22 protein-coding genes and 1 tRNA gene are annotated in these 22,819 nt (G+C 54.2%); 9 read left to right on the top strand and 14 right to left on the bottom strand.

Translation table 11 applies throughout. From position 1 onward, the window contains the following. Together WCI03_06320 and WCI03_06315 are read left to right on the top strand one after the other, a co-directional pair. Positions 1 to 845, top strand: an 845-nt coding sequence (locus WCI03_06320; GenBank protein MEI8139467.1) for a phosphopentomutase, incomplete at its 5' end; no start/stop codon positions are given. Positions 846 to 876: 31 nt separating this feature from the next. Beyond that, positions 877 to 1,575: a hypothetical protein gene (locus WCI03_06315; GenBank protein MEI8139466.1), complete on the top strand. Its 699-nt coding sequence runs from the start codon at positions 877 to 879 to the stop codon at positions 1,573 to 1,575. A 45-nt stretch (positions 1,576 to 1,620) separates the two neighbouring features. Here WCI03_06315 and WCI03_06310 read toward each other — a convergent pair whose 3' ends face one another. The 8 genes from WCI03_06310 to rsmI form a co-directional block, all read right to left on the bottom strand. Continuing rightward, on the bottom strand, positions 1,621 to 1,983 hold the full coding sequence (locus WCI03_06310) for a hypothetical protein (protein MEI8139465.1): 363 nt from the start codon (positions 1,981 to 1,983) through the stop codon (positions 1,621 to 1,623). Then, positions 1,980 to 3,095 (bottom strand): alanine racemase, encoded by a 1,116-nt coding sequence (gene alr, locus WCI03_06305; protein MEI8139464.1) that lies wholly within the window; start codon positions 3,093 to 3,095, stop codon positions 1,980 to 1,982. Before alr ends, WCI03_06310 begins: the two co-directional genes overlap by 4 nt. Positions 3,096 to 3,097: 2 nt before the next feature. Further along, positions 3,098 to 3,520, bottom strand: a complete 423-nt coding sequence (locus tag WCI03_06300) for a hypothetical protein (GenBank protein ID MEI8139463.1) — start codon at positions 3,518 to 3,520, stop codon at positions 3,098 to 3,100. Then, a complete protein-coding gene (locus tag WCI03_06295; GenBank protein ID MEI8139462.1) occupies positions 3,517 to 4,356 on the bottom strand; it encodes a lysophospholipid acyltransferase family protein in 840 nt (279 codons plus the stop codon). Before WCI03_06295 ends, WCI03_06300 begins: the two co-directional genes overlap by 4 nt. Then, positions 4,349 to 5,098 (bottom strand): 16S rRNA (uracil(1498)-N(3))-methyltransferase, encoded by a 750-nt coding sequence (locus tag WCI03_06290; GenBank protein ID MEI8139461.1) that lies wholly within the window; start codon positions 5,096 to 5,098, stop codon positions 4,349 to 4,351. The genes WCI03_06295 and WCI03_06290 overlap by 8 nt, the downstream gene beginning before the upstream one ends. 10 nt (positions 5,099 to 5,108) lie before the next feature. After that, the gene (gene dnaJ / locus WCI03_06285) at positions 5,109 to 6,281 is read right to left on the bottom strand and encodes a molecular chaperone DnaJ (GenBank protein ID MEI8139460.1); all 1,173 of its coding nucleotides are present in this window, start codon (positions 6,279 to 6,281) and stop codon (positions 5,109 to 5,111) included. 94 nt (positions 6,282 to 6,375) lie between these two features. Next, a complete protein-coding gene (locus WCI03_06280; GenBank protein ID MEI8139459.1) occupies positions 6,376 to 6,912 on the bottom strand; it encodes an STAS domain-containing protein in 537 nt (178 codons plus the stop codon). A 50-nt stretch (positions 6,913 to 6,962) separates the two neighbouring features. After that, positions 6,963 to 7,643: a 16S rRNA (cytidine(1402)-2'-O)-methyltransferase gene (gene rsmI, locus WCI03_06275; protein MEI8139458.1), complete on the bottom strand. Its 681-nt coding sequence runs from the start codon at positions 7,641 to 7,643 to the stop codon at positions 6,963 to 6,965. A gap of 93 nt (positions 7,644 to 7,736) precedes the next feature. Between rsmI and WCI03_06270 the strand changes: the two genes are divergently transcribed. The 4 genes from WCI03_06270 to WCI03_06255 all read left to right on the top strand — a co-directional run bounded on the left by WCI03_06270 (position 7,737) and on the right by WCI03_06255 (position 12,492). Next, positions 7,737 to 8,846, top strand: coding sequence for a glycosyltransferase family 1 protein (locus WCI03_06270; GenBank protein MEI8139457.1), 1,110 nt, complete (start codon positions 7,737 to 7,739; stop codon positions 8,844 to 8,846). Next, positions 8,843 to 10,006: a glycosyltransferase family 1 protein gene (locus WCI03_06265; protein ID MEI8139456.1), complete on the top strand. Its 1,164-nt coding sequence runs from the start codon at positions 8,843 to 8,845 to the stop codon at positions 10,004 to 10,006. The genes WCI03_06270 and WCI03_06265 overlap by 4 nt, the downstream gene beginning before the upstream one ends. Further along, entirely contained in the window at positions 10,003 to 11,121 is a 1,119-nt protein-coding gene (locus WCI03_06260; protein MEI8139455.1) for a glycosyltransferase, read from the top strand. The genes WCI03_06265 and WCI03_06260 overlap by 4 nt, the downstream gene beginning before the upstream one ends. Positions 11,122 to 11,340: 219 nt before the next feature. Continuing rightward, complete coding sequence (locus WCI03_06255) at positions 11,341 to 12,492, top strand: methyltransferase (protein ID MEI8139454.1); 1,152 nt, start codon at positions 11,341 to 11,343, stop codon at positions 12,490 to 12,492. Positions 12,493 to 12,857: 365 nt separating this feature from the next. Here WCI03_06255 and WCI03_06250 read toward each other — a convergent pair. Then, positions 12,858 to 12,932, bottom strand: a tRNA-Asn gene (locus WCI03_06250). 158 nt (positions 12,933 to 13,090) lie between these two features. Here WCI03_06250 and WCI03_06245 point away from each other — a divergent pair. Further along, a complete protein-coding gene (locus WCI03_06245; GenBank protein MEI8139453.1) occupies positions 13,091 to 14,026 on the top strand; it encodes a 1-phosphofructokinase family hexose kinase in 936 nt (311 codons plus the stop codon). 132 nt (positions 14,027 to 14,158) lie between these two features. Here WCI03_06245 and WCI03_06240 read toward each other — a convergent pair whose 3' ends face one another. The 4 genes from WCI03_06240 to pheS all read right to left on the bottom strand — a co-directional run bounded on the left by WCI03_06240 (position 14,159) and on the right by pheS (position 18,948). Further along, entirely contained in the window at positions 14,159 to 14,911 is a 753-nt protein-coding gene (locus WCI03_06240) for a glucose 1-dehydrogenase (GenBank protein ID MEI8139452.1), read from the bottom strand. Between the two features lie 49 nt (positions 14,912 to 14,960). Continuing rightward, positions 14,961 to 15,419 carry a D-aminoacyl-tRNA deacylase gene (dtd, locus tag WCI03_06235; protein ID MEI8139451.1) on the bottom strand — a complete coding sequence of 153 codons (459 nt, stop codon included), beginning with the start codon at positions 15,417 to 15,419 and terminating at the stop codon, positions 14,961 to 14,963. 62 nt (positions 15,420 to 15,481) lie between these two features. Further along, on the bottom strand, positions 15,482 to 17,917 hold the full coding sequence (pheT, locus tag WCI03_06230) for a phenylalanine--tRNA ligase subunit beta (protein ID MEI8139450.1): 2,436 nt from the start codon (positions 17,915 to 17,917) through the stop codon (positions 15,482 to 15,484). Positions 17,918 to 17,928: 11 nt separating this feature from the next. After that, positions 17,929 to 18,948, bottom strand: coding sequence for a phenylalanine--tRNA ligase subunit alpha (pheS, locus tag WCI03_06225; GenBank protein ID MEI8139449.1), 1,020 nt, complete (start codon positions 18,946 to 18,948; stop codon positions 17,929 to 17,931). Positions 18,949 to 19,174: 226 nt separating this feature from the next. On the opposite strand from pheS, the gene WCI03_06220 reads away from it, so the two are divergent. Next, the gene (locus WCI03_06220; protein MEI8139448.1) at positions 19,175 to 20,443 is read left to right on the top strand and encodes an Nramp family divalent metal transporter; all 1,269 of its coding nucleotides are present in this window, start codon (positions 19,175 to 19,177) and stop codon (positions 20,441 to 20,443) included. Here WCI03_06220 and WCI03_06215 read toward each other — a convergent pair. Next, positions 20,433 to 21,758, bottom strand: a complete 1,326-nt coding sequence (locus WCI03_06215) for a dehydrogenase (protein ID MEI8139447.1) — start codon at positions 21,756 to 21,758, stop codon at positions 20,433 to 20,435. The genes WCI03_06220 and WCI03_06215 overlap by 11 nt on opposite strands. 132 nt (positions 21,759 to 21,890) lie before the next feature. Here WCI03_06215 and WCI03_06210 point away from each other — a divergent pair, with 132 nt between their 5' ends. Further along, a complete protein-coding gene (locus tag WCI03_06210; protein ID MEI8139446.1) occupies positions 21,891 to 22,757 on the top strand; it encodes an SPASM domain-containing protein in 867 nt (288 codons plus the stop codon). Positions 22,758 to 22,819: the final 62 nt, after the last annotated feature.

Below are 22,819 nucleotides of genomic sequence, written 5' to 3'. Positions count from 1 at the left end.
CCCCCTCCTTCCCCGCCCCCTTGATTCAGGAATTTGAACGCCGGACAGGCCGGAAGACCATGGGGAATAAGGCCGCCAACGGCATTGCCATCATCAACGAACTGGGCGCCCAACAAATCAAAGAAGGGGCCTGGATAGTCTATACGAGCGGCGACTCCGTTTTTCAAATTGCGGCCCATGAAGAAGTCATCCCCCTCCCTGAACTTTACGCAGGCTGCAGGATCGCCCGGGAATTATGCGATCCTTACGTAGTCGGCCGGGTGATCGCCCGTCCTTACATTGGCCAACCCGGTGCCTTCAAACGCACCGAAAATCGCCGCGACTTCTCCTATCCACTCCCCGAGCCTACCGTCCTCAACCGGTTATCCGAGCAGGGCGTCAAGGTCATTACGGTGGGCAAGCTGGATGATATTTTCAGCGGCAGCGGAGTGACGCAATCATTTCATGTGGAAAATAATCCCGATGCTGAAAGCGCCATTCTGAAGTTGGCCGATCAGGCCGATTCTTTTTTCTGTTTCGCCAACCTGATTGATTTCGACATGCTTTATGGGCACCGGCGCGATGCCCTAGGCTACGCCGCCGCACTGGAGAAAACAGACCGGTTCCTGGGGGCACTTCTCCCCAAATTGGCCGCAACGGATCTGTTGCTCATTACGGCCGACCATGGGAATGACCCCACCTTCAAGGGGTCTGACCATACCCGCGAATTTGTTCCCCTTCTTACCAGCGGCCCCGGCCAGCGAAATACCGGACTCGGCATTCGCGACGGGTTCTATGACCTTGCCCAGACGCTGGCCGCTTTTTTCAAAATCCCGCCCATGCCGCGGGGCATTAGTTTCCTTTGAACTGAAGTGCCCCGCATGTTAATATCCGGGCATGGCTGACATCATAGTTACCTGTGCCCAGTGTGGAAACACTATTACGATTTCAGCGTTTGTCTCCGCCGAGGTGATCACCTGCATGAAGTGTAAAGGGCAGGTGCCCATCCCGCCACGACAAGCCGAGCCTTCGACCTTGGCCCCGAAATTAAAGTTGATCACCCCTCCGCCGCCCTCACCGGCTCCAGCCCCGACTTCACCTGCGAAATTTGACAAAAAAAAGAACCGGAACGAGGCTAATAATAACGTTCAGCGTTATATGCCGCAAGGGATCAAACGCCGGAAACGGGCCCGTAAAATAAGCATCTTCGAAATCAAGGTCCTCCCTTGGCTTGTGTTTTTTCTACTCCTACTCGTTTTTGGCTGGATGCGCTATATTCCCGGGGCACTGGCGCCCGACATTCACAAAATGTTCATCCAGGGCGGCGTGGGGTCGCTTCTCCTGCTGCATGTTTCCGTGATTTTCCTGGCCTTCGAAGATGATGTGTTCAGCGGGATTCTCTGCTTTATCATACCGGGGTATTCGATCTACTACCTCTTCACGCAGGCGGATCAGACATTACTGCGCGGACTGGGGGCCGCCTTGATGATTGTGTTCGGCTTGGATTTTGCACACGCCGCCGGGATATTCTGGAACGATGTGTATTATGAAGTGTCCCGCTGGATTGCCACCACGGATGCCGTGAAGAAGAAGTGAGATGTCAAATGTGAGATCAACGTCTCACCCTTTACGCCTCACGTTTCACGCTTTCCCCCGCTTCACCTGCTGACGATAAGTGGCGATGGCGGTATCTACGATTCCTGCCACATACAGGGCTAGCCAGATCACAAAGGGAACGATTAACGAGGCCAAGGCGGGTGCTTCAGCCGGTGCATTCATTGGGGCAAAGGCCATGCCATAATAGGCTTTTAAGACGATAAAGACTTCAATCACAAGCCAGATTACCGCCGCGCTGGAGGTCATGATAAAGAAAATACCCGCCCCCCACCGGCGCTGCATCAACTGCCCGGCGCCCGGATAGACGAGAGCCGAAAGCGCCATCGGAGATAAGAAATATTTTCCGGGTTGAGCCGATTTAACAGGCGGTGGTAGTGCTGTGTTCATCGGGTATCACTTCGGATATTGGTTAGAATTTCATAGGGGATCGTCGCACACCACCGCGCCACTTCATCCGCCCAAAGGGATTCATCGCCCTGCTGCCCAATCAGTACCACTTCATCACCGGGCCTCACACCGTTCCCCGCCCCCACATCGACAATGGTGAAATTCATCGTCACTCGCCCGACCACCTTAGCGCGCCGTCCACCGACCAGGACATACCCCTTGTTACTCATGAGTCGCGAGACGCCGTCGGAATAACCGACATCAATGGTGGCCAGGCAGGTAGGTTCAGAGGTCACATGGGTGCTGAGATAACTGACAGGAAATCCGGCGGGAACCTGCTTCACTTGAATCACACGGGTTTTCCACTGCAACAACGGCTTTGTGCTGACGCGCGAGATGCTGTTGCGTCCACCATACCCATAAGCCAGAATCCCCAGCCGAACCCCATCCATGTCCAGCTCGGGATGGGACGAAAACGCCGCACTATTAGCCGAATGCGTGAAAAGGTGAGTCATCCCCAGAGCGGCACAGCCGTCCAGCACGCCCTGAAATCGTTCCGCCTGAAGTCTCGCAAATAAATCAGTGGAGCGCCCAGCCGAGGCAAAATGCATGCAGATGCCACAGATAACCAAGCCACCCCTCCGGACTATCCCCGCCATCTGTTCCGGGGCCTTTTCCCAGGGAAATCCCAAGCGCCCCATGCCGGTATCCACCTTAACATGGCAGCGCAACGTCAGCCCTGAATTCCGGGCAATCTCCGCCAGTTCAAGGGCCTGCTCTTCACTTACCAACACCGGCAGGATGCGATACCGCGAAATTTCAGGGATATCCCACGGCCACACGGCACCCAGCAAAAGAATATTGGCCTCAGGCAGCACCATGCGAACGCTCAAGGCCTCTTCAAGCGTCGCCACAAAAAACCACCGCACACCACAGTCAAAGGCCTTCGTGGTCACCGCTGTAATACCATGCCCATAGGCGTTGGCCTTGACAACCATCACCACGTCTGAAGAAGGCGGTAAAGCCGCCTTCATTAATGCCAGGTTCTGGCACAGGAGATCCAGATCCAGCTCCACCCAGGCATGGCTGCGTCGTTTTACGTTTGAGCTCATCGTCATACAACCTGGGGTCCGCCCGGGGCCATTGGAGGTATCACCACACGATTCACCCGCAGCGGATACCGCAACTTAAGATCGCCATCAATCAGGATCTCAATCCAATAAACCCCTTCTTTATCGAACTTGAGATTCATGAAAAATTCAACATTGGTCACCGTAGACTCCGGATCATTCAACAGCACCCGGATTTCCTGCCCCTCGGCGACCACCACTCCATTATCAGGGCCAATGATACGGGTCTTTTCCGTAAAGGCCCCCTGCCCGCTGCACCAGCGATTGACAATGCAAACGCGCTGAAAAACGGCAGGGAATTGTGGCGTGCCAATGACATCAAAAAGCCCGATGAGGATGAATTTACCGGATCGTTCCTGGCGCACATCATCACATAAAACGCTCATTTGGAGATCGGGAGTCATCATGTTGCCGTTCCTTTAATTGAGCCACCCCACGCCTTCAGATGAGTCACGATAAAATCCACCACGGCCGCATGGGTCTCCCGTCCGTTCCCGGTTACCGCTAGCGGGGCACCAAAAGCAAACCGGATGGGCCGCTCGGGATACACATAACCGGCATCCTTGACCCATTTACCATTCGCCATGAAATCAGTTTTCAAGGCCAGGGGGATCACCGGTACACCCGCGCGGGCCGCCAGCTTTACCCCCAAGGTGTTAAAGCCGTCCACATCAAATTCAGCCGACCGGGTCGCCTGCGGGAAAATAACCACCGTTACCCCCTGACGAATCAATTCGGTGCCTTCGTTTAACACCCGTTTCAAGTCTTCACGCGGATTATCGCGGCTCACGGCAATATGCTTCACCGCGCACATGATCGGTCCAAAGGCAAAATGCGTGCGCAGACTTTGCTTCACCACAAACGCCACCTCTTTAAAGGGAAGAATGAAGCAGGGCAAAACCACAGTTTCCAAGGAGGCCATATGGTTACCAATGATCACCACCGGCCCGGGGGTTTTCGCCAAATGTTCCAACCCCTCCACCTCAATCCGCCCACCGAGAGCCTCCGTCACATACAGGGATTTCCAGGAGCGGTTGGCATAGCCGTCGGCATCAAACACGCCACGCTTAATCATGTTCCGGGCCACATAATAACTCCAAATAATCCGCGTGTGGAAACAGAGTGCCCGGATCCACTCGAAGGGGCCCAACCGCATCGGGACACCCGACCGGCGGGTGGTCACGTAATGCTGCGCCATTTTAATTTGACGATGAAATGCCTTGGATTGCTGGAGATTATACATGATCCTCCATTAACTCATAAGCCAACACGCTCACACCATACAACGCCGCCGTCTCCACTCTTAACACGCGGTTGCCATAACTGATGGGAATGGCCCCGGCCTGCTTGGCCAGCTCATATTCACGCGGCGAAAAATCGCCTTCAGGCCCGATTAACAAGCCGACTGAACCGATATGGCGTTCTCTCAACTCCTGCAAGCAGGACTTTAAAGGACGGCTCTCTGGCTCCAAGGAACCGATCAGCAAGGCATCCAATACCAGCTTCCGCCCCAGCACCGATACCAGCGTTGCGACAGGATGGACCTTCGTGATCCATGAAGTACGACACTGCTTGGCCGCCTCAAACGCAATCCGCTGCCACCGAGTCATACGATGATCAGCCCGCTCATCCTCGAGTCGGACCACGCCCCGATCCGTCATGACAGGATAAATGGTGCAAACCCCCAGTTCGGTCGCCTTCTGAATGATCAAATCCATCTTCTGGGATTTGGGTACGGCCTGAATCAGGGTGATGGCAATCCCCGCCCCCGCCTGCCGCTTCCGCTCCACGATCCATACCGTCACAATACCCGTGCTGCGCGCCGTGATCACGGCCGACGCCTCTCCGCCCTGGCCGTCACAAATCACTACGGATGCACCGATTTCCATCCGCAAAACGTCAGTTAAATGGTGCGAATCATCACGGGAAAGCGTGATCGTGTCACGCTCCCATGCATCCGGGGTAATAAAACAACGCGGGATCATCCTTCAACGCTCACTTATCCGGGGTGGGTTTGGCTTTAAAAAATTGCTCGGACCGTTCCTGCAGTTTACGAGTCATGGGATGATTTTCGTCAGCGCATAAATCGCTGTAATCCTTAAGTGCCTTTTTTTGTTTGGAACTGAGTTTAACCGGTACTTCCACAACGGCCCTGATATGCAAATCCCCCCGCCCATGCCCATCAAGGCTGGGCGCCCCCTTGCCGCTCAACCGGAACATATGCCCCGACTCCGTGCCCGCCTCCACATGCAGCGGAACAAATCCATCAAGGGTGGGGACATTTACTTCACCGCCCAATGCCGCAATATGCATGGGGATCGGCACCTCGCAAAGCAACTCAGCACCCTCCCGATGGAACAGATCATGTTCGCGGACATGGAGAATCACATAGAGATCGCCGGCAACACCCCCCCGCACGCCACCTTCGCCACGACCGGCCAGACGCAAACGGGATCCCGTCTCAACGCCTGCAGGAATGCGTAGGGTGAGGCGCTTTTTGTTTTTGACGCGGCCAGCCCCCTTGCAGTCACGACACGGCTTGGTAATCATCTTGCCACTGCCGGAACACACCGGACAGGTCTGGCGCACCTGGAAAAAGCCACTCGCCGAAATCACCGCACCCCGCCCGCCGCAATGACGGCATGTCTCTTCGGAGCTACCCGGTTCGCTTCCCATTCCGTTACACGCGGCACATTGCTCAGTCACCGGCAACGTAATGTCCTGTTGAGCCCCGAACATAGCCTCCTCGAAACCGATCTCCAAATCGAACCTGAGATCCGCCCCTTGTTGCGGGCCCGTTCGCGACGTCCGCCGACCGCCCCCCATCATATCTTCAAAAACACCGCCGCCATCCCCGAACAGGCTGCCAAATAAATCCTGTAAATCAGACACATGGGTAAAATCCCGTGAGAAGTTAAAACCATCCGGTCCAAAAGTGGATTTCAAACCTTCATGGCCATATTGGTCGTATTGACGCCGCTTTCCGGCATCACTCAAAATCTCATAGGCCTCACTGACTTCCTTGAACTTGGCCTCGGCAGCCTTGTCACCCTGATTCCGGTCAGGGTGATACTGCATCGCCATACGACGGTAAGCTTTTTTGACCTCATCGGCCGAGGCGGACCTTGCCACACCGAGCACTTCATAATAATCGCGCTTTACAGTCACACTTCAGCCCTCACATAAAAAATCTAATGTTTGAAAAAATATGGGATTTTCTTCCGCATAACAGGAAGCAAAAATCAAAAAAGCTCAGGAATGATCAATGAGCCTGATTTGCGGCGGCGGTCTGTTGCATCACCGTTCGCGCGAGATCTTCCTTCAAATAAACCAATACATCCTTAAATTTGACCATGTTATCCGGAGCCGCCTCGATCAGCGCCTCATGCGCCGTAATCATGGTCTGGGTCATCTGCTGCTTGTCAGCACCTGTCTGCAAGGACTTGCCATTACCGGGCATGGCGCTGGTGGAGGAGTCATTTGCATCAATGGTAACCAAATGATTAATCCCCAGCATTTTTATCAGAAAGGAATTTTTATCACTGATATTACGCAGTACAACTGCACCGTCTATTTTCTTAAGCTGGGTTGCCAGACCCGCCAATACCCCCATAAAGGTACTATCCATTCCCACACAATCCTGCATTTCAACAATGATACGCCGACAGCCCTTTTCACAGGCCATCATGCCAAACTGTTTGAGCGCGGGCCCGATTTTAAAGGTAGCTCGGCCGTGAACCCGAACAAATGCATCAGAGGCCTGAATCGCAACTTCTACGCTGTCACCCAATATTTCCATATGAACCCTTAATATAACTCTCGAAAGGCTAGCACCCGTCGCCTCTGCTGTCAACGGGGTGAAGCGATCACCAGAACAATTTCCCCCTTGATGGTTCTGCCCTGAAATGTGCGTTTCAACTCTGCAGCCGTCCCCCAAACCGTCTCCTCGAACTTTTTAGTGAGCTCCCGGCCTACAAACAGCTCGCGCTCGCACAGCGTCGCCTCAATTTCATCCAGCAACTTCATCAGGCGGAAAGGAGATTCGAAAACGGCCACCGGCACCGGACAGGTGGCAAATTCCAGAAGGAACTTCCGTAGTGCCCCACTCTTCCTGGGGGTAAACCCGGCAAATACAAAACCGGCACCTGGAAAGCCACATAGGGAAATCGCTGCGGTGACGGAGGACGGCCCGGGAACACAAATCACGGGGATCCCCGCCTTGCGGCAGGCAGCCACCATGCGCGAACCGGGATCCGACACCCCCGGCATCCCGGCATCGGACACCAGCGCCAACGATTCTCCGGCCCGCAAACGGGCCAGAATACCGTCCACCCGCGCGGCTTCATTGAATTTATGACAACTGAACGCGGGGGTTTTAATCCCAAACCGATCCAAAAGGATGCGCGTATGACGGGTGTCCTCGGCTAAAATACCATGAACCTGCTTCAAGGTCTCAATCGCCCGGGCCGATAAATCGTCCAGATTCCCAATTGGCGTTCCCACCACATAAAGTCCCTGCGCTATACTCATATTGATTTCACTCTGTTCTTGTCGTTTTCCAAGCCCTCATTACAATGCCATCCATTTCTAAGGGTTTCAGAAACGAAAGCAATGAGAATCTGTGTGGATATACAATCGGCCGTTTCGCAACGGGCCGGAGTGGGGCGTTACACGAGAAACCTCGTGGAACACCTGGCCCCCATCATGTCACCGGCCGATGATCTGGATCTCTTTTATTTCGACTTCCATCGCCGCGGTCTTGATTTCCCCTGCACGGGCGCCCATCAGAACCCCGTACGCTGGGTTCCTGGCAAATATGTCCAGCAAGCCTGGAAACGGCTCCAATGGCCGCCCTTCGACTGGTTTTCGGGAAAGGCTGACCTCTATCACTTCCCCAACTTCACGATTCCCCCGCTTACTCAGGGAAAAAAGATCGTCACCATCCATGACATGAGTTTTTTGCGTTACCCTGAATTTTCCGAGAAAAAAAATCTGGATTATTTATCAACCTTCATCCATGACACGGTCAGGCGCGCCGATGCCATTATCACGGTGTCTGAATTCAGCAGAAAAGAAACCTCTGAGTTGCTGGGGCTGGATCCCGCGCAAATATTCGCAACCCCGCTGGGGATCACCCCCGGCTGCACCCGCCCAACCGCCGAACAAATCTCGAAGACCCGGCGTCAACTCAAACTCGACCGCCCTTATCTCCTCAGCGTCGGCACCTTGGAACCGCGCAAAAACATTCCCTTCCTGATCGAAATGTTTGAACAGCTATCGGAATTCGATGGCGATCTCGTCATTGCCGGAATGAAAGGCTGGAAGGTGGAACCCATCCTTGAATGCATGAACTCCTCCTCGCGTAAAGACCGCATCCGCTATCTGGAGTTTGTCCCCGACGGTGATCTATTCTCACTCTATGCCGGTGCGGAACTTTATGTCATGACGTCCTTTTACGAAGGCTTCGGGCTGCCTCCCCTGGAAGCCATGGCCTGCGGCACCCCGGTCGTCTCCTCTACAGGCGGCTCACTTCCGGAAATGCTGACGGGATCCGCCTCGGTTTTAATCCCCGGCTTTGACGCCTCGGTCTGGGCAGGAACCGTCACCAACCTGCTCAATGATACAGACCGGCGCAATCAACTTGCGAAACACGCACCGGCACATGCCGCCCGCTTTTCTTGGCGGGATACCGCCCTTAAAACACTGGATGTTTACCGGAAGGTTTTGTCATGAAGATCGCGCTCGACGCCCGCTGGATATTTAACGAGATCTCAGGTATTGGGGCCCACACCCGGGAGCTGATTCGCCATATTGCCCGTGAGGATCATTTAAACTCCTATCTGCTGATATTCTCCGACCGGGCTTTGGCCGAACGAACCTGGATTGAGGCCGAACTGGCGGACAAACCGAATTTCCGCCCCGATATCGTCCCCTGGAGCGTCTTCTCCCCGCACAGTCAGCTCCTGCTTCCGTCACGCCTCGCCCGCAACGGTATTGAAGTTTACCACTCCACCAACTACATGATTCCCCTCGCTTGCTTCCCACGCGGGCAAGTTGGCAAAATCCGCTGCATCGCCACCATTCACGACCTGATCCCTTTGCTCTTTCCCTCGGCCACCCCGCGCGCCCTGAAAACCCGGCTATTCCCAATCTATCGTCGCCTGATGCTTGAAATCGGGGCCCGCGCCGACCGGATCATCGCGGTCAGTGAAGCCTCGCGCTCCGATATCGTAAAACATCTCAATATCCCGCCGGAGCGCCACGATTCCGTCAAAGTGATCTACAATGGAGTCTCGCCAATCTTCGTCCCCCGCCCTGCTTCGGAGGCTGTACACGATGACCCCACAAGGCCCCGCACGGTGCTTTATGTCGGACGGAGTGATCCCTATAAAAACTTACCCCTCCTGATTGAGTCCTTCTCGGAAGCTCGCCAAAAGGCGCCCTTCCCAATCCAACTCAAGATCCTTGGTCCGCCCGACCCCAGATACCCGGAAGCCGGACAACGTGTCAAAGCGCTGGGTATGGAAGCCGCCATCTCCTGGGTGGGGTATCAAACCAGTTCAGCCCTAGTGAAGGCCTATCAGAGTGCCGATGTCGTGGTGTTGCCCTCCCGCTACGAAGGCTTTGGCCTGCCGGTAGTCGAGGCCATGGCCTGTGGCGCACCGATGTTATGCAGTGATATTCCGGTCTTCAAAGAGATCGGCGGGCAGGCCGCTTTCTATACCCCGCTCGACAATGGCCCCGAACTGGCAAACGGGATCCTGCGTGTTCTGACCGATCACGAACTCCGCCGCAATATGATTCAATTCGGCTTTGAGCAGGCCCGACAGTTCACCTGGACCGCAGCCGCCCGACAAACCATTGCCCTTTATCACGAATTGATTCAGTTATGAGCCACACATTCCCTGCATCCTGGAAAAATTTACGCGTGGTTCTCTGCCATGACTGGCTTACCGGAATGCGCGGAGGCGAACGCGTCCTTGAGGTTCTCTGCGAGGGCTTCCCTGAAGCCCCCATCTTCACCCTCATCCGTAATCGCAGCGCCATCTCCGATACCATTAACCGCCACCCCATCCACACCTCCTGGCTTCAGGCCATCCCGTCCATCGGAAAACGATATCGCTATTTCCTGCCCTTTTTCCCATCAGCGATTGAACAGTTCAAGGTTCCCACGGCCGACCTGGTCATCAGTACCAGCCACTGCGTCGCCAAGGGCCTGCGTTCCGAAGCACCCCAGCTCTGTTACTGCTTTACCCCCATGCGCTATGCCTGGTTGTTCCACGATGAATACCTTAAGGGAAACCCGTTGAAAAAATTGCTGGCACGGCCCCTCCTGGCATGGCTGCGCCGCTGGGACCGCCATGCCTCAAAACGGGTTACCCGGTTCGTGGGCATCAGCCAGCATATTGAGGACCGGATCAACCGCTTTTATGGCCGTGAGGCGGACGTCCTGTATCCGCCCGTGGATCTTGACCGCTGGACGCCGGATTACCAACCTGCTGGCGATTTTGATCTGATCGCATCGGCCCTGGTTCCTTATAAAAAAATTGATCTGGCCGTAACGGCCTACAACCGAACAGGACGGCGCCTTAAAATTGTCGGGACAGGCACCGAATTTGAATCGCTCAAGGCCATGGCGGGACCCACTATTGAACTTCTGGGCCGGCAAACGGATGATGAATTACTGGGACTCTATCGCCGGTGCCGGATGTTTATCTTCCCGGGCGAAGAAGACTTCGGCATTGCCCCACTCGAAGCACAGGCCTGCGGTCGCCCTGTGGTGGCCTTTGGTCGCGGCGGAGCCTTGGAGACAGTCAAAGCGGGCGTATCCGGACTCTTTTTCGACCAGCAAACTCCTGAAGCCCTTATCGCAGCTATCGAAACTTGTGCCGGCAAGACCTGGGATCCTCGCCTCATCCGGGCCCATGCTGAAACCTTCAGCATCCAGGCTTTTATTGATGGCCTCGACGCCTTGATCAAAAAGACCATCAGGGTGGCTCTCCCATGATTCAAACCCTGGCAGTGGCCAATTATCGTTTCAAAAAGGGCTTCCGCCCAATTACCACCAGGCACCCATGTCTATTATTTCAATATTATCAACGAACAGAATCTTGTGGTCAGTAGCGAACATGAGGAGCTGCCCACCCCTTAGCCGCATGTGTAGCATCATGTTGACGGGCGACGAGGGATGATGCGAGACTAAGGCAAATGAAAGAACCTATAACCTATGCTTGACCTCCCGATCATCACCTTCCATATCACAGAAACTCAAGCCGACCTCGCGTCCACCGCTGAATTGTTTCTCGATGGAAAATATGAAGTCATCTCCCGTTCCGGCCTGAGCCGTACCGAGGCTCATCTTATCGAAGCCATCCCCCTGCTCCCGACCAAGCCGCAACGGCTCCTGGTTCTCGGCAATCGTACCGGGGCCATTGCCATGATGGCCACACACTTTCACCACGGACTTGAAGCGGTCGTCTCCTCGCTTGATCTGTTTCACCACCATGCCGTTGAACGGAATCTTCTCCGGAATCCGGCGTCCGGGGTGACCTCCCGGTGCGAGCCTTACATCCCGGAGCGGAATTGTTTTGATGCCGTCTGCCTTCAGATCTCAAAAGGCACCACGTCCAACGAACTGATTCTGGATCTTCTGCAGCAAAGCCATCTGGCCCTTAAAACGGGTGGACGATGCTTTGTTTCGATTGAAGAAGAGGCGCCCTGGGTTGCCGAACACGTCAAAAAGTTTTTCAGCAACTGCTCCATCCGCGGCCAGAAAAAAGGATCCACTCTTCTTATGGCCCAAAAGAAACATGAGTTAAAAGCACTCAAGGTCTATCAGGCCGAATTCACCATGACCATTCCCAATGGATTACCCGTCACGCTCACCACGCTCCCGGGAGTCTTCGCCCACCGCCGGGTGGACCCGGGTGCCCAGGCGCTCGCTGAAGTAGCCATAAGTCAGCCCGGGGATGTCATTCTGGACATGGGGTGCGGGTGCGGCAGCATTGGGATCTCGCTGGCAAAAAACCAGCCGACTGCAAGTGTTTGTTTTGTGGACGCCCATTCACGTGCCACCGCCATTACCCAGCAAAACGCCTTTAACAATGGGCTCATAAATTACACCGTAGTACTCAGCGACCAGGGGATCCCGCCCCCGCCCCGCTTTACGTTATTTGTGGGCAACCCGCCCTACTACTCCCATGACCGCATCACGGATTTTTTCATTCGTACGGCCTTTGAGACCTTGTTACCGGAGGGGCGCGCTTATAGCGTTGCCAAAAATGCAGCCCATCATCTGGATTATATGAAGGAACTCTTCGGGAATGCAGAAATGATCCATCGCCGCGGGTATCAAATCGTAAAATCGGTGAAATCCTGAACTGCCGGCCGGGATGCGCAGCCTGTTGCGTGGAAATCTCCATTTCCTCGTCTATTCCCGGATTACCAGACGGTAAACCGGCTGGGCTACGATGCCTTCAATTAACCATAGACGGTCTTTGTAAGCTTTTTGGCCAGCCCAGTCGCCCCGCGATATGCGTCCGGCTAAAACCATCAGAAGAGATGTGCGGACAGACCAAACTCCACGCCTATCACTATCTTGCGGCGCTTGAGCAGGCTACTATGCCGACACGAAGCGCACAGGCAACCACGCATATCGGCCATCAATAGCATTTTCGGGACGCCACAGATCACATCTTGGGGATAGAAATAAAGGCACCCGGTAAGAGTGAGCTGTCTATTGAATGGCTCCGGCGACAGGACTCGAACCTGTAACATTCTGGTTAACAGCCAGACGCTCTACCATTGAGCTACGCCGGAATAATCAAAGAGCGGTACACTCTAGCGTTTGACAGTAAATTGTCAAGTGACCAATCTTTAAAAAAATCATTTTTACCGCCGACCATTTCTCCTGACAAAACGTTCATTGTGACCTCCTTTTCAAATTCCATACGATATGATATTTTGACAGGATGTTTGTGACACTTACTCTTAATCCGGCAATTGATCATTCTCTTTCGGTTTCCGGCGCGCTCACACTTAATGCCGTGCATACCGTTATGGCGGAAGCCAACACCCCCGGGGGCAAGGGAGTCAATGTGGCCAAAATGCTCGCCGCCAACGGCCTGCCGGTAACGGCGGCCGGTTTGCTGGGTGAAGATCGCATCGACTTCTATAAAACCGCCCTCACCCCTGCCGGCATTACGTGTAAATTTCTCACCCTGCCCTACCCCACGCGGGTCAACCTCATGATCTCCGATGAACTTGGCCACGAACAGAAATTCAACTGCCCGGGTTTTCCCGACCTGTCCTTTGACGAACCCACCTTGCGTACTTATGTACAATCTCTGACAACACCGGAAGACGTTGTCATCATGAGTGGATCCTTACCGGCCCAATTCCCTCCAGATACTTACGCCCATCTGATCCGTCTATTCCGGTCTGCAGGGTGTCCTACAGTCCTTGACACCTCGGGCCCGGCACTGGCTGCTGCTCTGGCGGAAAAACCGGATGTGATCAAGCCTAACCGTCAAGAACTGGAAACCGTACTCCACGAAGCCCTGGAGACGAAAGCGGCGCTGCAAAATGCACTCCGCAAGCTCATGGGCAGCCATGAAACCATCGTTGTTTCCGACGGAGCACAGGGAGCCTGGTTCGCGGGACGGGGCCACATCTGGTTTGCCGCATCCCCGGTCGTGTCATGTATCGATACCACAGGCGCCGGTGATGCTTTGCTCGGCCAATTCTGTGCAGACTATTTCCCGAGTCGAATCATGACGCCTGAAATCATGGCGCGGGCGGTGGCCGCAGGAGCCGCTTCGGTAGAACACTATGGCACACCGTTCCTCTCCCGTGACCGTATCATCGAACTTTCACTCCAGATACAACCAGAAAGATGCAAAGATATCTCATGAATAAAATTCAGTTAGCAGTGGGCAGCAAGCAGTAGGCAGTTTACAGTAAGCAGTTTGCAGCAAGCAGAATTCTCAATGACGACTGCTTACTGCCAACTGCCTACTGCTCACTGCTCACTGGCCACTGGCTCCTCACACGTAGATCATTTTATGAGTCATGCCACCATCCACCACCATATTACTGCCTGTGATGAATCCGCTTTGGGCAGAAGCGAGATACGCGGCAAGGCTGGAAATGTCCTCGGGTTGGCCAACCCGCCCCACCCAATGCTGCTTCTTATCGGCCTCACTATGGACAGGTGTGGTCCGTTCTTTCGCCTTACGCCAGGCCCCTGTTTCAATCCAGCCGGGACTAATGCAATTCACGCGGACATCCGGTGCAAGACTCGCGGCCAGCGCATGGGTCAACGCCATGATGCCACCCTTACTTGCAGAATAGGCTTCCGTATTGGGTTCTGACATCAACGCGCGGGTGGAGGCAATGTTAATGATGGCACCATGTCTCTGGCGCAGGGAAGGCGCAAAATGTTTAGCGCAAAGGAACGGGCCCGTTAAGTTAACCCCGATTACACGATCCCAATCGGTCAGGCTGAGCTCTGTCACAGGCTCATTACACCCAATCGCGGCATTATTGATCAGCACGTTCACCCCATTGAAAGCCGCCAGTGTGTCAGCCACAAGGCGCACGACATCAGGTTCGGACGCGACATTGGCTTTGACAAAACGAATGGCACCTAGCCCGGTATACTCAGCTTCCGTTTCACGGCCGGCTTCCTCATCGACATCGGCAATCACCACCGCAAAGCCGTCCAACAGGAAGCGGTGGGCCAAGGCCTTGCCAATCCCTTGCGCCCCGCCGGTCATGACTGCCACGTGTTTACGCATTCATCAGCCCTCCTCTTCCATGTATGAATTACGAAGTATGAGTTAGGCCTCAAATCGTCCTACCATCCGAGCACAACTCGATCGTGACTGGGCCGTCGTTGATGATCTCGACACTCATGTTGGCGCGGAATATACCGGTCGCCACTTTGTCCGGCCCGAGAATACGGCGGAGTTGGTTGACATAGACCTCGTAAAGGCGTTCGGCTTCGGCAGGAGCGGCAGCATTGATAAAGCTGGGACGGTTTCCCTTGCGGGTATCAGCGTAAAGTGTGAACTGCGAAACGACCAAAACGGTTCCATCTACATCAGACAATGCAAGATTCATCCTATCCTCGGCATCGGTAAAAATGCGAAGTCCTGCGGTCTTTTCTGCCAGGAAGATGGCATCAGTATCAGTATCCTGTAACCGGACGCCCAAAAGAATGGCATAGCCTTTCCCGATGGCCCCGGTTTCCTTCCCCTCCACCGTCACCCTTGCCCGGCTCACTCTCTGGATCAAAGCCTTCATATCGTTAAATCGCCTGATTTACCGTAGGGCCGTCGCAAGCGACGGCCCTACATTCCAACTAATCAGCCCTCTCTTATATCGGCGGCCACATCTTTTCGTAAGGCGGCTTTGACCTTGTCGTGGAAAGCGTTGGCTACTTCATCGGTCAGGGTCTTGTCCATGGAGCGATAGGTCAGCGAATAGGCCAGACTCTTCCGTCCTTTCCCCAGGTTCTCACCGCGATAGACATCGAAAAGCTGGATGTCGACTAACTCCGGCGGGGCGGCCGTCCAGATAGATTTCAGTATCGCCTCATGCGAGATACCATCTTCCACCACCATGGCCACATCACGATCGACGCCGGGGAATGAACCGATTCCATGAGATACCGGAACCCGCAGCACATCCTTGAGCAGCGGCGCCACCTCAAGCTCAAGCACTGCGACAGGATCCGCCATACGCCACTCATTGCGCAAGCGTTCACTGACCAGGCCCATCACACCGACATTGACTCCCGCCAGCCACACCGAGACCGCACGGCCTTCTTCAAAGCAAGGACTCGATAAGGGCTTCAATTCGATATCCAGACGGCACAGCCCGCCACGGGCGACTGCCGCCACATGTTGCGCCCGGCCAAGTGACTCGAGAATCCCCTTGATCCACTGGAACATCTCCTCATCCTTCACCGGCTGCGACTTCAGAATCCCTGCCCGACCGACCGGCCCCATCAGCCCGATGCAAATGCGGTCCGACTCGGCATTCTTGCCATCGGCATCCTTAAAGAACACGCGGCCCATTTCAAATAATGACGCTTCCCGAGCCTGGCGTGCCCGGTTTTTACCCAGTGTCTCGATCATCTGCGGGATGAACGAATCCCTCAGAATCGTATGATCTGCACTGATCGGGTTCGGCAATACAACCCGCTTCGCCGCGTCCCCATAGTCCACCAGATCCAGCAACTTCTCAGACAGGAAGCTGTAGTTCATGGTTTCGGCAAGCCCCAACCCGACCAGATTCTCACGCAGTGCTAAAACCGCACGGGTCGGTTTGTCGTCGACTCCCGGCACAATCTTCGCCACTGGTGAAGGTGAGGGAATTTTATCCAGCCCATTGATACGGGCGACTTCCTCAATGAGATCCGCCTCCTGCAACACATCCACCCTGAAAGCGGGTACATCAACCACACAACGGACCGCGTCGTTCGACACGATACCAAACCCAAGAGAGGTGAAAATCGACATCACTTTCTCATTGGTGATCTCAATTCCAAGCAAGTCCCGGACACGAGCAAACCGGAGCGTCACCTGTCCATGCGCCGTCTTGGTCGGGTATACATCTATTACCCCCTTGGCTGCCACCCCACCGGCCAGTTCACACATCAACTGAACTGCCCGGCGACTGACCCACTCCACGTTTTCGACATCCACGCCGCGTTCAAAGCGGTAGGATGACTCGGACGAGAGCCCCATTTTCTTGGAGGTCTTGCGAACATCAGACGGCTTGAAATAGGCGCTCTCCAGCAACACCGTTTTGGTAACGTCGCGAATCTCACTCCCCGCCCCGCCCATCACGCCGGCTACTGCCACAGGACGCCGCACATCGGCAATCAACAGCATCTCAGAAGTAAGCTCACGGGCCGCCCCATCAAGAGTGCTCATAGCCTCATCAACCCTGGCGCGCCGCACCACAATCTTATGGCCTTCCAATAATTCGTAATCAAAGGCATGCAGAGGCTGACCGGACTCCAACATGACATAGTTGGTGATATCAACGACATTGTTAATGGGGCGAATCCCCGCCGCGGACAACCGACTCTGAAGCCATTGCGGACTTGGCGCGATCGTGATCCCCTGCACCACCCGACCGGTGTAACGTGGACATCCTACGGCATCCTCGATCGTCACACTAGCTAAACTCTCGACAGACGTGCCGGACTCCTTCATCACCGGAGCGGGAATCTTCAAGGGCTTTCCCAACAAGGTTGCTACCTCACGAGCCATCCCGATCATGCTGAGGCAATCGGGGCGGTTGGGCGTCACTTCGAGTTCCAATACCGTCTCGGGCGGACCCACGATCTCGGAGAAAGGCGTCCCCGTTATGACATCGGCAGGCAGGATCATCAAGCCGTTGTGATCCTCAGAAAGGCCCAATTCGTCAGCGGCGCAAAGCATACCGAACGATTCGATGCCACGCACCTTGGCCTTTTTGATCTTTAAACCATTCGGCAAGGTAGTCCCGATCGTTGCCAGTGGCACCTTGATCCCGGCGGCCACATTAGGTGCCCCACAGACCACCGTCAGCGTGCTCGTTCCGTCATTCACTTGACAGACGGTCAGGCGGTCGGCATTCGGATGCCGCTCAACACTGAGCACCTCGCCCACTATCAGGCCCGTAAAATCACCACCAATGGTCTTGATCCCCTCGACTTCGGTTCCGGAGAACGTCAGCAGGGAGGCCAGTTCCTTGGGGGTCAGTTCAAAATCCACATATTCTTTTAACCAGCTCAATGGAAGTTTCATGGTCGTATTCCTCAGGAAAATTGGGACAAGAATCGCACATCGTTATCATACAGCAGTCGGATATCCTCGATACCGAACTTGATCATGGCAATGCGTTCAACGCCCATGCCGAAGGCATAACCTGTAACCGACTCGGGGTCATAGCCCACGATGTTAAAGACTTTGGGGTTGACCATGCCAGCACCGGAGATTTCTATCCAGCCACTATTTTTACAGACCCGGCAGCCCTGGCCGCCACAGACATGACAGGAAAAATCATATTCCACACTGGGCTCGGTAAAGGGGAAGAAATGAGGACGGAACCGCACTTTGACATTCGGCCCCATCATCTGGTTGGCAAAGAAGGTGATATCCCCCTTCAGATCCGCCATCGAGACTTTACGATCCACATACAGGCCTTCGATCTGATGGAAGTTCGCGCTATGAGTGGCGTCGGTGGTATCACGCCGGTAACAGCGACCAGGCGCAATAATGCGAATCGGAGGCTTGCAACTTTCCATCACGCGAATCTGAACCGGCGAGGTCTGTGTCCGCAGCAAGGTCTTCTTATCCAGCCAGAATGTATCCTGCGTGTCGCGGGACGGGTGGTCAGCAGGCGTGTTCAGGGCATCAAAGTTATGGTATTCGGTCTCCATATCGGGCCCATCCGCCACTGTGAACCCGAGCATACTGAAAATCCGGATGGCTTCCTCGATCACCTGAGTAACGGGATGGCGAGAGCCAAGGGTTTTCCAGGCGCCGGGTAAGGTGACATCAAATTGTTTCTGGTCGGCCGCTTTTGAGGCCGCACCGAGGGCGGCCTTCACTTCATCCAGTGCCAGCCCCAATTCCTGCTTAAGTTCATTGGCGCGACGCCCTACTTCCGGTCGATCATCAGGTGCGACGGTCTTGAGTCCCTCCATAATTGCAGGCAGCAAGCCCTTCCGTCCCAGGTATTTAATCCGGACAGCATCAATTTCATTCAAGGAGGCAGCCGCCTTGACTTCCGCCAGACTCTGCTCCTTCAGCGCAACAATATCCTGTGCATTCATAAATAGCCCCGTTTTCCAAAACTCCCATCCAACGCCATAAAGGCCAAGTAAACTACAGAAACACTGATTGGGTGTCGAGAATGTCTTCGTATGTGTTTTCAGGGGTTGGAATAAAGGCCTTTTGAGTAACTTCCTAAAATTTGTTATTCGCCCGGCGTCAAAGACAGGTTACTTTGGACTCTCAACTTTTCCGGACTTTGCTATAGTTTCCCCCCGCATGAATCTATTGAGACAACTTCACGAACATCTTCAAAAGAAACGAGCCTACTCGGGTGCCTTAAATGCCCTGCGTTTTCTTGGGCCCGGCATGCTGGTGACTGTCGGGTTCATTGACCCGGGGAACTGGGCAACCAATGTCGCAGCGGGTGCCCAGTTCGGATATACCTTACTTTGGGTGATCACCATCAGCACAGCGATGCTGATACTGCTCCAGCATAATGCGGCCCATCTCGGAATTGTCACGGGCTCCTGCCTCGCGGAGTCGGCTACCCAGCATCTGCCTGGCTGGCTTTCACGCCCGCTACTGGGTTCGGCCGTCATTGCCGCCATAGCCACTGCATTTGCAGAAATTCTGGGCGGTGCGATTGCGCTTCAGATGCTGTTCCAGCTTCCACTGAGAATTGGAGCCGCCCTGACCACTGTTGTTTCGCTCGGTCTCCTCCTCTGGAACTCCTACCGGCGGTTGGAGAAACTCATTATCGGCTTTGTCTCCCTGATAGGTCTCGCGTTTATCGCTGAAATGTTCCTGATAGACACAAACTGGGTCACGGCCGCCAAAGGCTGGGTAACCCCCGCGCTCCCCACCGGCTCGATCTTGATTGTCATGGGCGTACTTGGGGCGGTCGTTATGCCTCACAACCTGTTTCTTCACTCCGAAGTCATTCAGAGCCGGCAATGGAATATCCAAGGGGAAAGCGCCATTGCCAATCATCTGAAGTATGAGTGGCTCGACACCCTGTTTTCCATGATTATCGGGTGGATGATCAATAGTGCGATGATTCTGCTGGCCGCTGCCACCTTCTTTAGAGCGGGCGTCCCTGTCACATCATTGGAACAGGCTCAAGATATGTTGCGGCCGATTCTGGGTGGAAATGGCCCCTTGGCCGCCACGCTCTTCGCCGTTGCGCTCCTCTGTGCAGGCTTGACCGCCAGTGTAACCGCAGGGATGGCCGGTAGCTCCATCTATGCGGGAATGTTCAACAAGCATTACGATATCCATACCCGGACATCAAAACTCGGGGTGGCCATCACATTAGGCGCTGCCTTTTTAGCTATCCTGTTTGTCACGAACAGTTTCAAAGCATTGATTCTTTCTCAAGTCCTGCTAAGCATCCAACTGCCGTTCACCATTATGCTGCAGGTCTACCTGACCTCATCTCCAAAGGTCATGGGCACTCACGCCAATACTCCGCGCGGCAAGATCCTGCTCTGGGCCATCGCCATTATCGTCATTGTGCTCAATCTGATTCTGCTCCGCAATACCTTCATGCCGTAAGGTTAAAACTGCGTTCGACCGCCTTGATGGCATCAATCGCCGAGCTCGTTATCCCCCCCGCGTAGCCAGCCCCTTCACCTATCGGGAAAAGGTTTTTAACATTCACTGACTCACGCGTTTCGCCTCGGACGATTCTCACAGGCGAGGACGTTCTTGTTTCCGAGGCTAGCAGGATCGCATGTTCTGAAACAAATAAGGGATACTCTTCCTTCCACGCGGCAAAGGCATTCATAAGTTCATCGCATATGAATTGTGGAAAGATTCCATTTAGAACAACAGAGGCAGTTCCCATCTTAAAGGAATTCGGATTTAATCCGGAAGAGGCTCGGCCACTTAAAAAATCCACGAGATTCTGAGCAGGCGCCTTCCAGCCTCCCCCAGCTACTTCAAAGGCCTTTCTCTCAATCGCCTTCTGGAAATCAATGCCTGCCAATGGATCTGACGATTGATAATCCGCAGTATGGCAACTCACAACAAGCGCCGAATTTGAGAACGCAGACGTCCGCGCGGAGTAACTCATGCCGTTAAGAACCATTAACCCGTTCTCTGACGATGCATTCACAATCTCCCCGCCCGGACACATACAGAAGGTATATACGCCTCTTCCGGTCCTTTTATTGGTATTGTTGAAAGAATACGTTGCCGCTCCCACGCAGGACGGATCCTGCCCTTTTCCTCCATATCGTATATGATTGATCAACTCAACAGGATGTTCAATCCGCACGCCGATAGAAATGGGTTTCTGCTCCAGAGCCACGCCTCTCTTTTGGAGTAACTCAAAAGTGTCGCGCGCAGAATGTCCCACCGCCAGATAGACTTTTGACGCACGATATTCCTTCTCCCCATTGATCACGACACCGGAGACTTCGCCGTCAGAAACAAGCAGATCGGTCATTCTTGAGGAATAATGAATCTCCCCGCCCCGATCGAGAACAGAGGCCCTGATTTTGCGGACAATTCCACACAATACGTCAGTTCCCAGATGTGGCTTGCGGACATGCCCGATTTCCTCCGGAGCACCGAACTTGATAAACGTATCCAAGACCTTGTTGGCATGGACTGAATTGTTGATCCTCGAAAACAGTTTTCCATCCGAGTAGGAACCGGCGCCACCTTCACCAAACTGGATATTGGATTCAGGATCCAATGTCCTTTCCCTGATAAATCGTTGAACATCAATATCCCGCTCTTCGATCTTCTTGCCCCTCTCGAAGATGAGCGGCTTGATCCCATGATCAAGAAGCTCGAGGGCCGCAAACATGCCTGCGGGGCCAAACCCTATTATGATAACATCCAATGCAGACCTCGTTCTCATGATGATAAATCCTTGCGGGATACTAGGCATGCCCCATTCACAAAGTCACGGCGATTGTTCTTGAATCCCGAAGCGGAAACAATCACCGTGAATACATTGCCTTGTCCATAAAACCTATTGGAATGCCCACTATTGAAATTTCGTAAAATATACCTCGAAATCACAAACGCCTGTAACCTTGTATGTGAATTCTGTCCCGGCACCACGCGACCAATCGAACACATCGACCTAGGCCGTGCGGAGCGGTATATCGCTACACTGGCGCCACTTTCAGGGATCCTGCACCTCCACATCATGGGGGAACCGCTCCATCACCCTGAATTCAGTTCTATTCTAACCCTTTGCGCTGCACACGGAGCCAAAGTGAACCTTGTGACCAACGGCACACTCCTTTCCCATCACACGGCACTCCTTCTCAATTCTCCCGCCATACAACAAATCAGTATCTCGCTCCATAGTCTTGAAGCAAATGCCGGCCAGAACGTCGAGCCCTATACCTCCCGAATCATCGAGTTCATTTTCGCTCAAAAAATACACCCGAACATCAGCCTACGCCTCTGGAACCGCGAACATAGCCTGAATTCCCCAGCAACCCAGTTCTTTTTAACCGCGCTCTGCACCTCAGGGCATTTCAATGGAACACCCGACCAAATGATCCGAACGCTACAGGCCAAAGGGGCACTACGAATCAGCGACTACCTTTTCATTAATACCGCAGAACGATTTGAATGGCCGAACCTCGAGGCGCCTGATCTTGGGGAATCCGGCCGATGCCCGGGCTTAAACGATCAGTTGGCGGTGCTCGTTGATGGCACCGTGGTCCCCTGCTGCCTCGACCGGAATGGCGTTACGGCCCTGGGCAATTTGGAAGAACAAACACTCGCAGAGATACTTGCCGCTCCAAGGGCCCAAACGATGAGGGATGGTTTTGGGCGGGGTCACATCACAGAACCGCTCTGCCGCCGATGTACTTATCGGCTGCGGTTTGATAAGAAGTGACGCTATATTTTGACGCCCTGTCCACGCGGCTCAGACAAGCTTCGCCCTCCAGTAGAATGATC

Source organism: bacterium (genome assembly GCA_037143175.1).
Lineage (GTDB): Bacteria > Verrucomicrobiota > Kiritimatiellia > CAIKKV01 > CAITUY01 > JAABPW01.
This window is presented reverse-complemented; position numbering and strand designations above follow the sequence as displayed.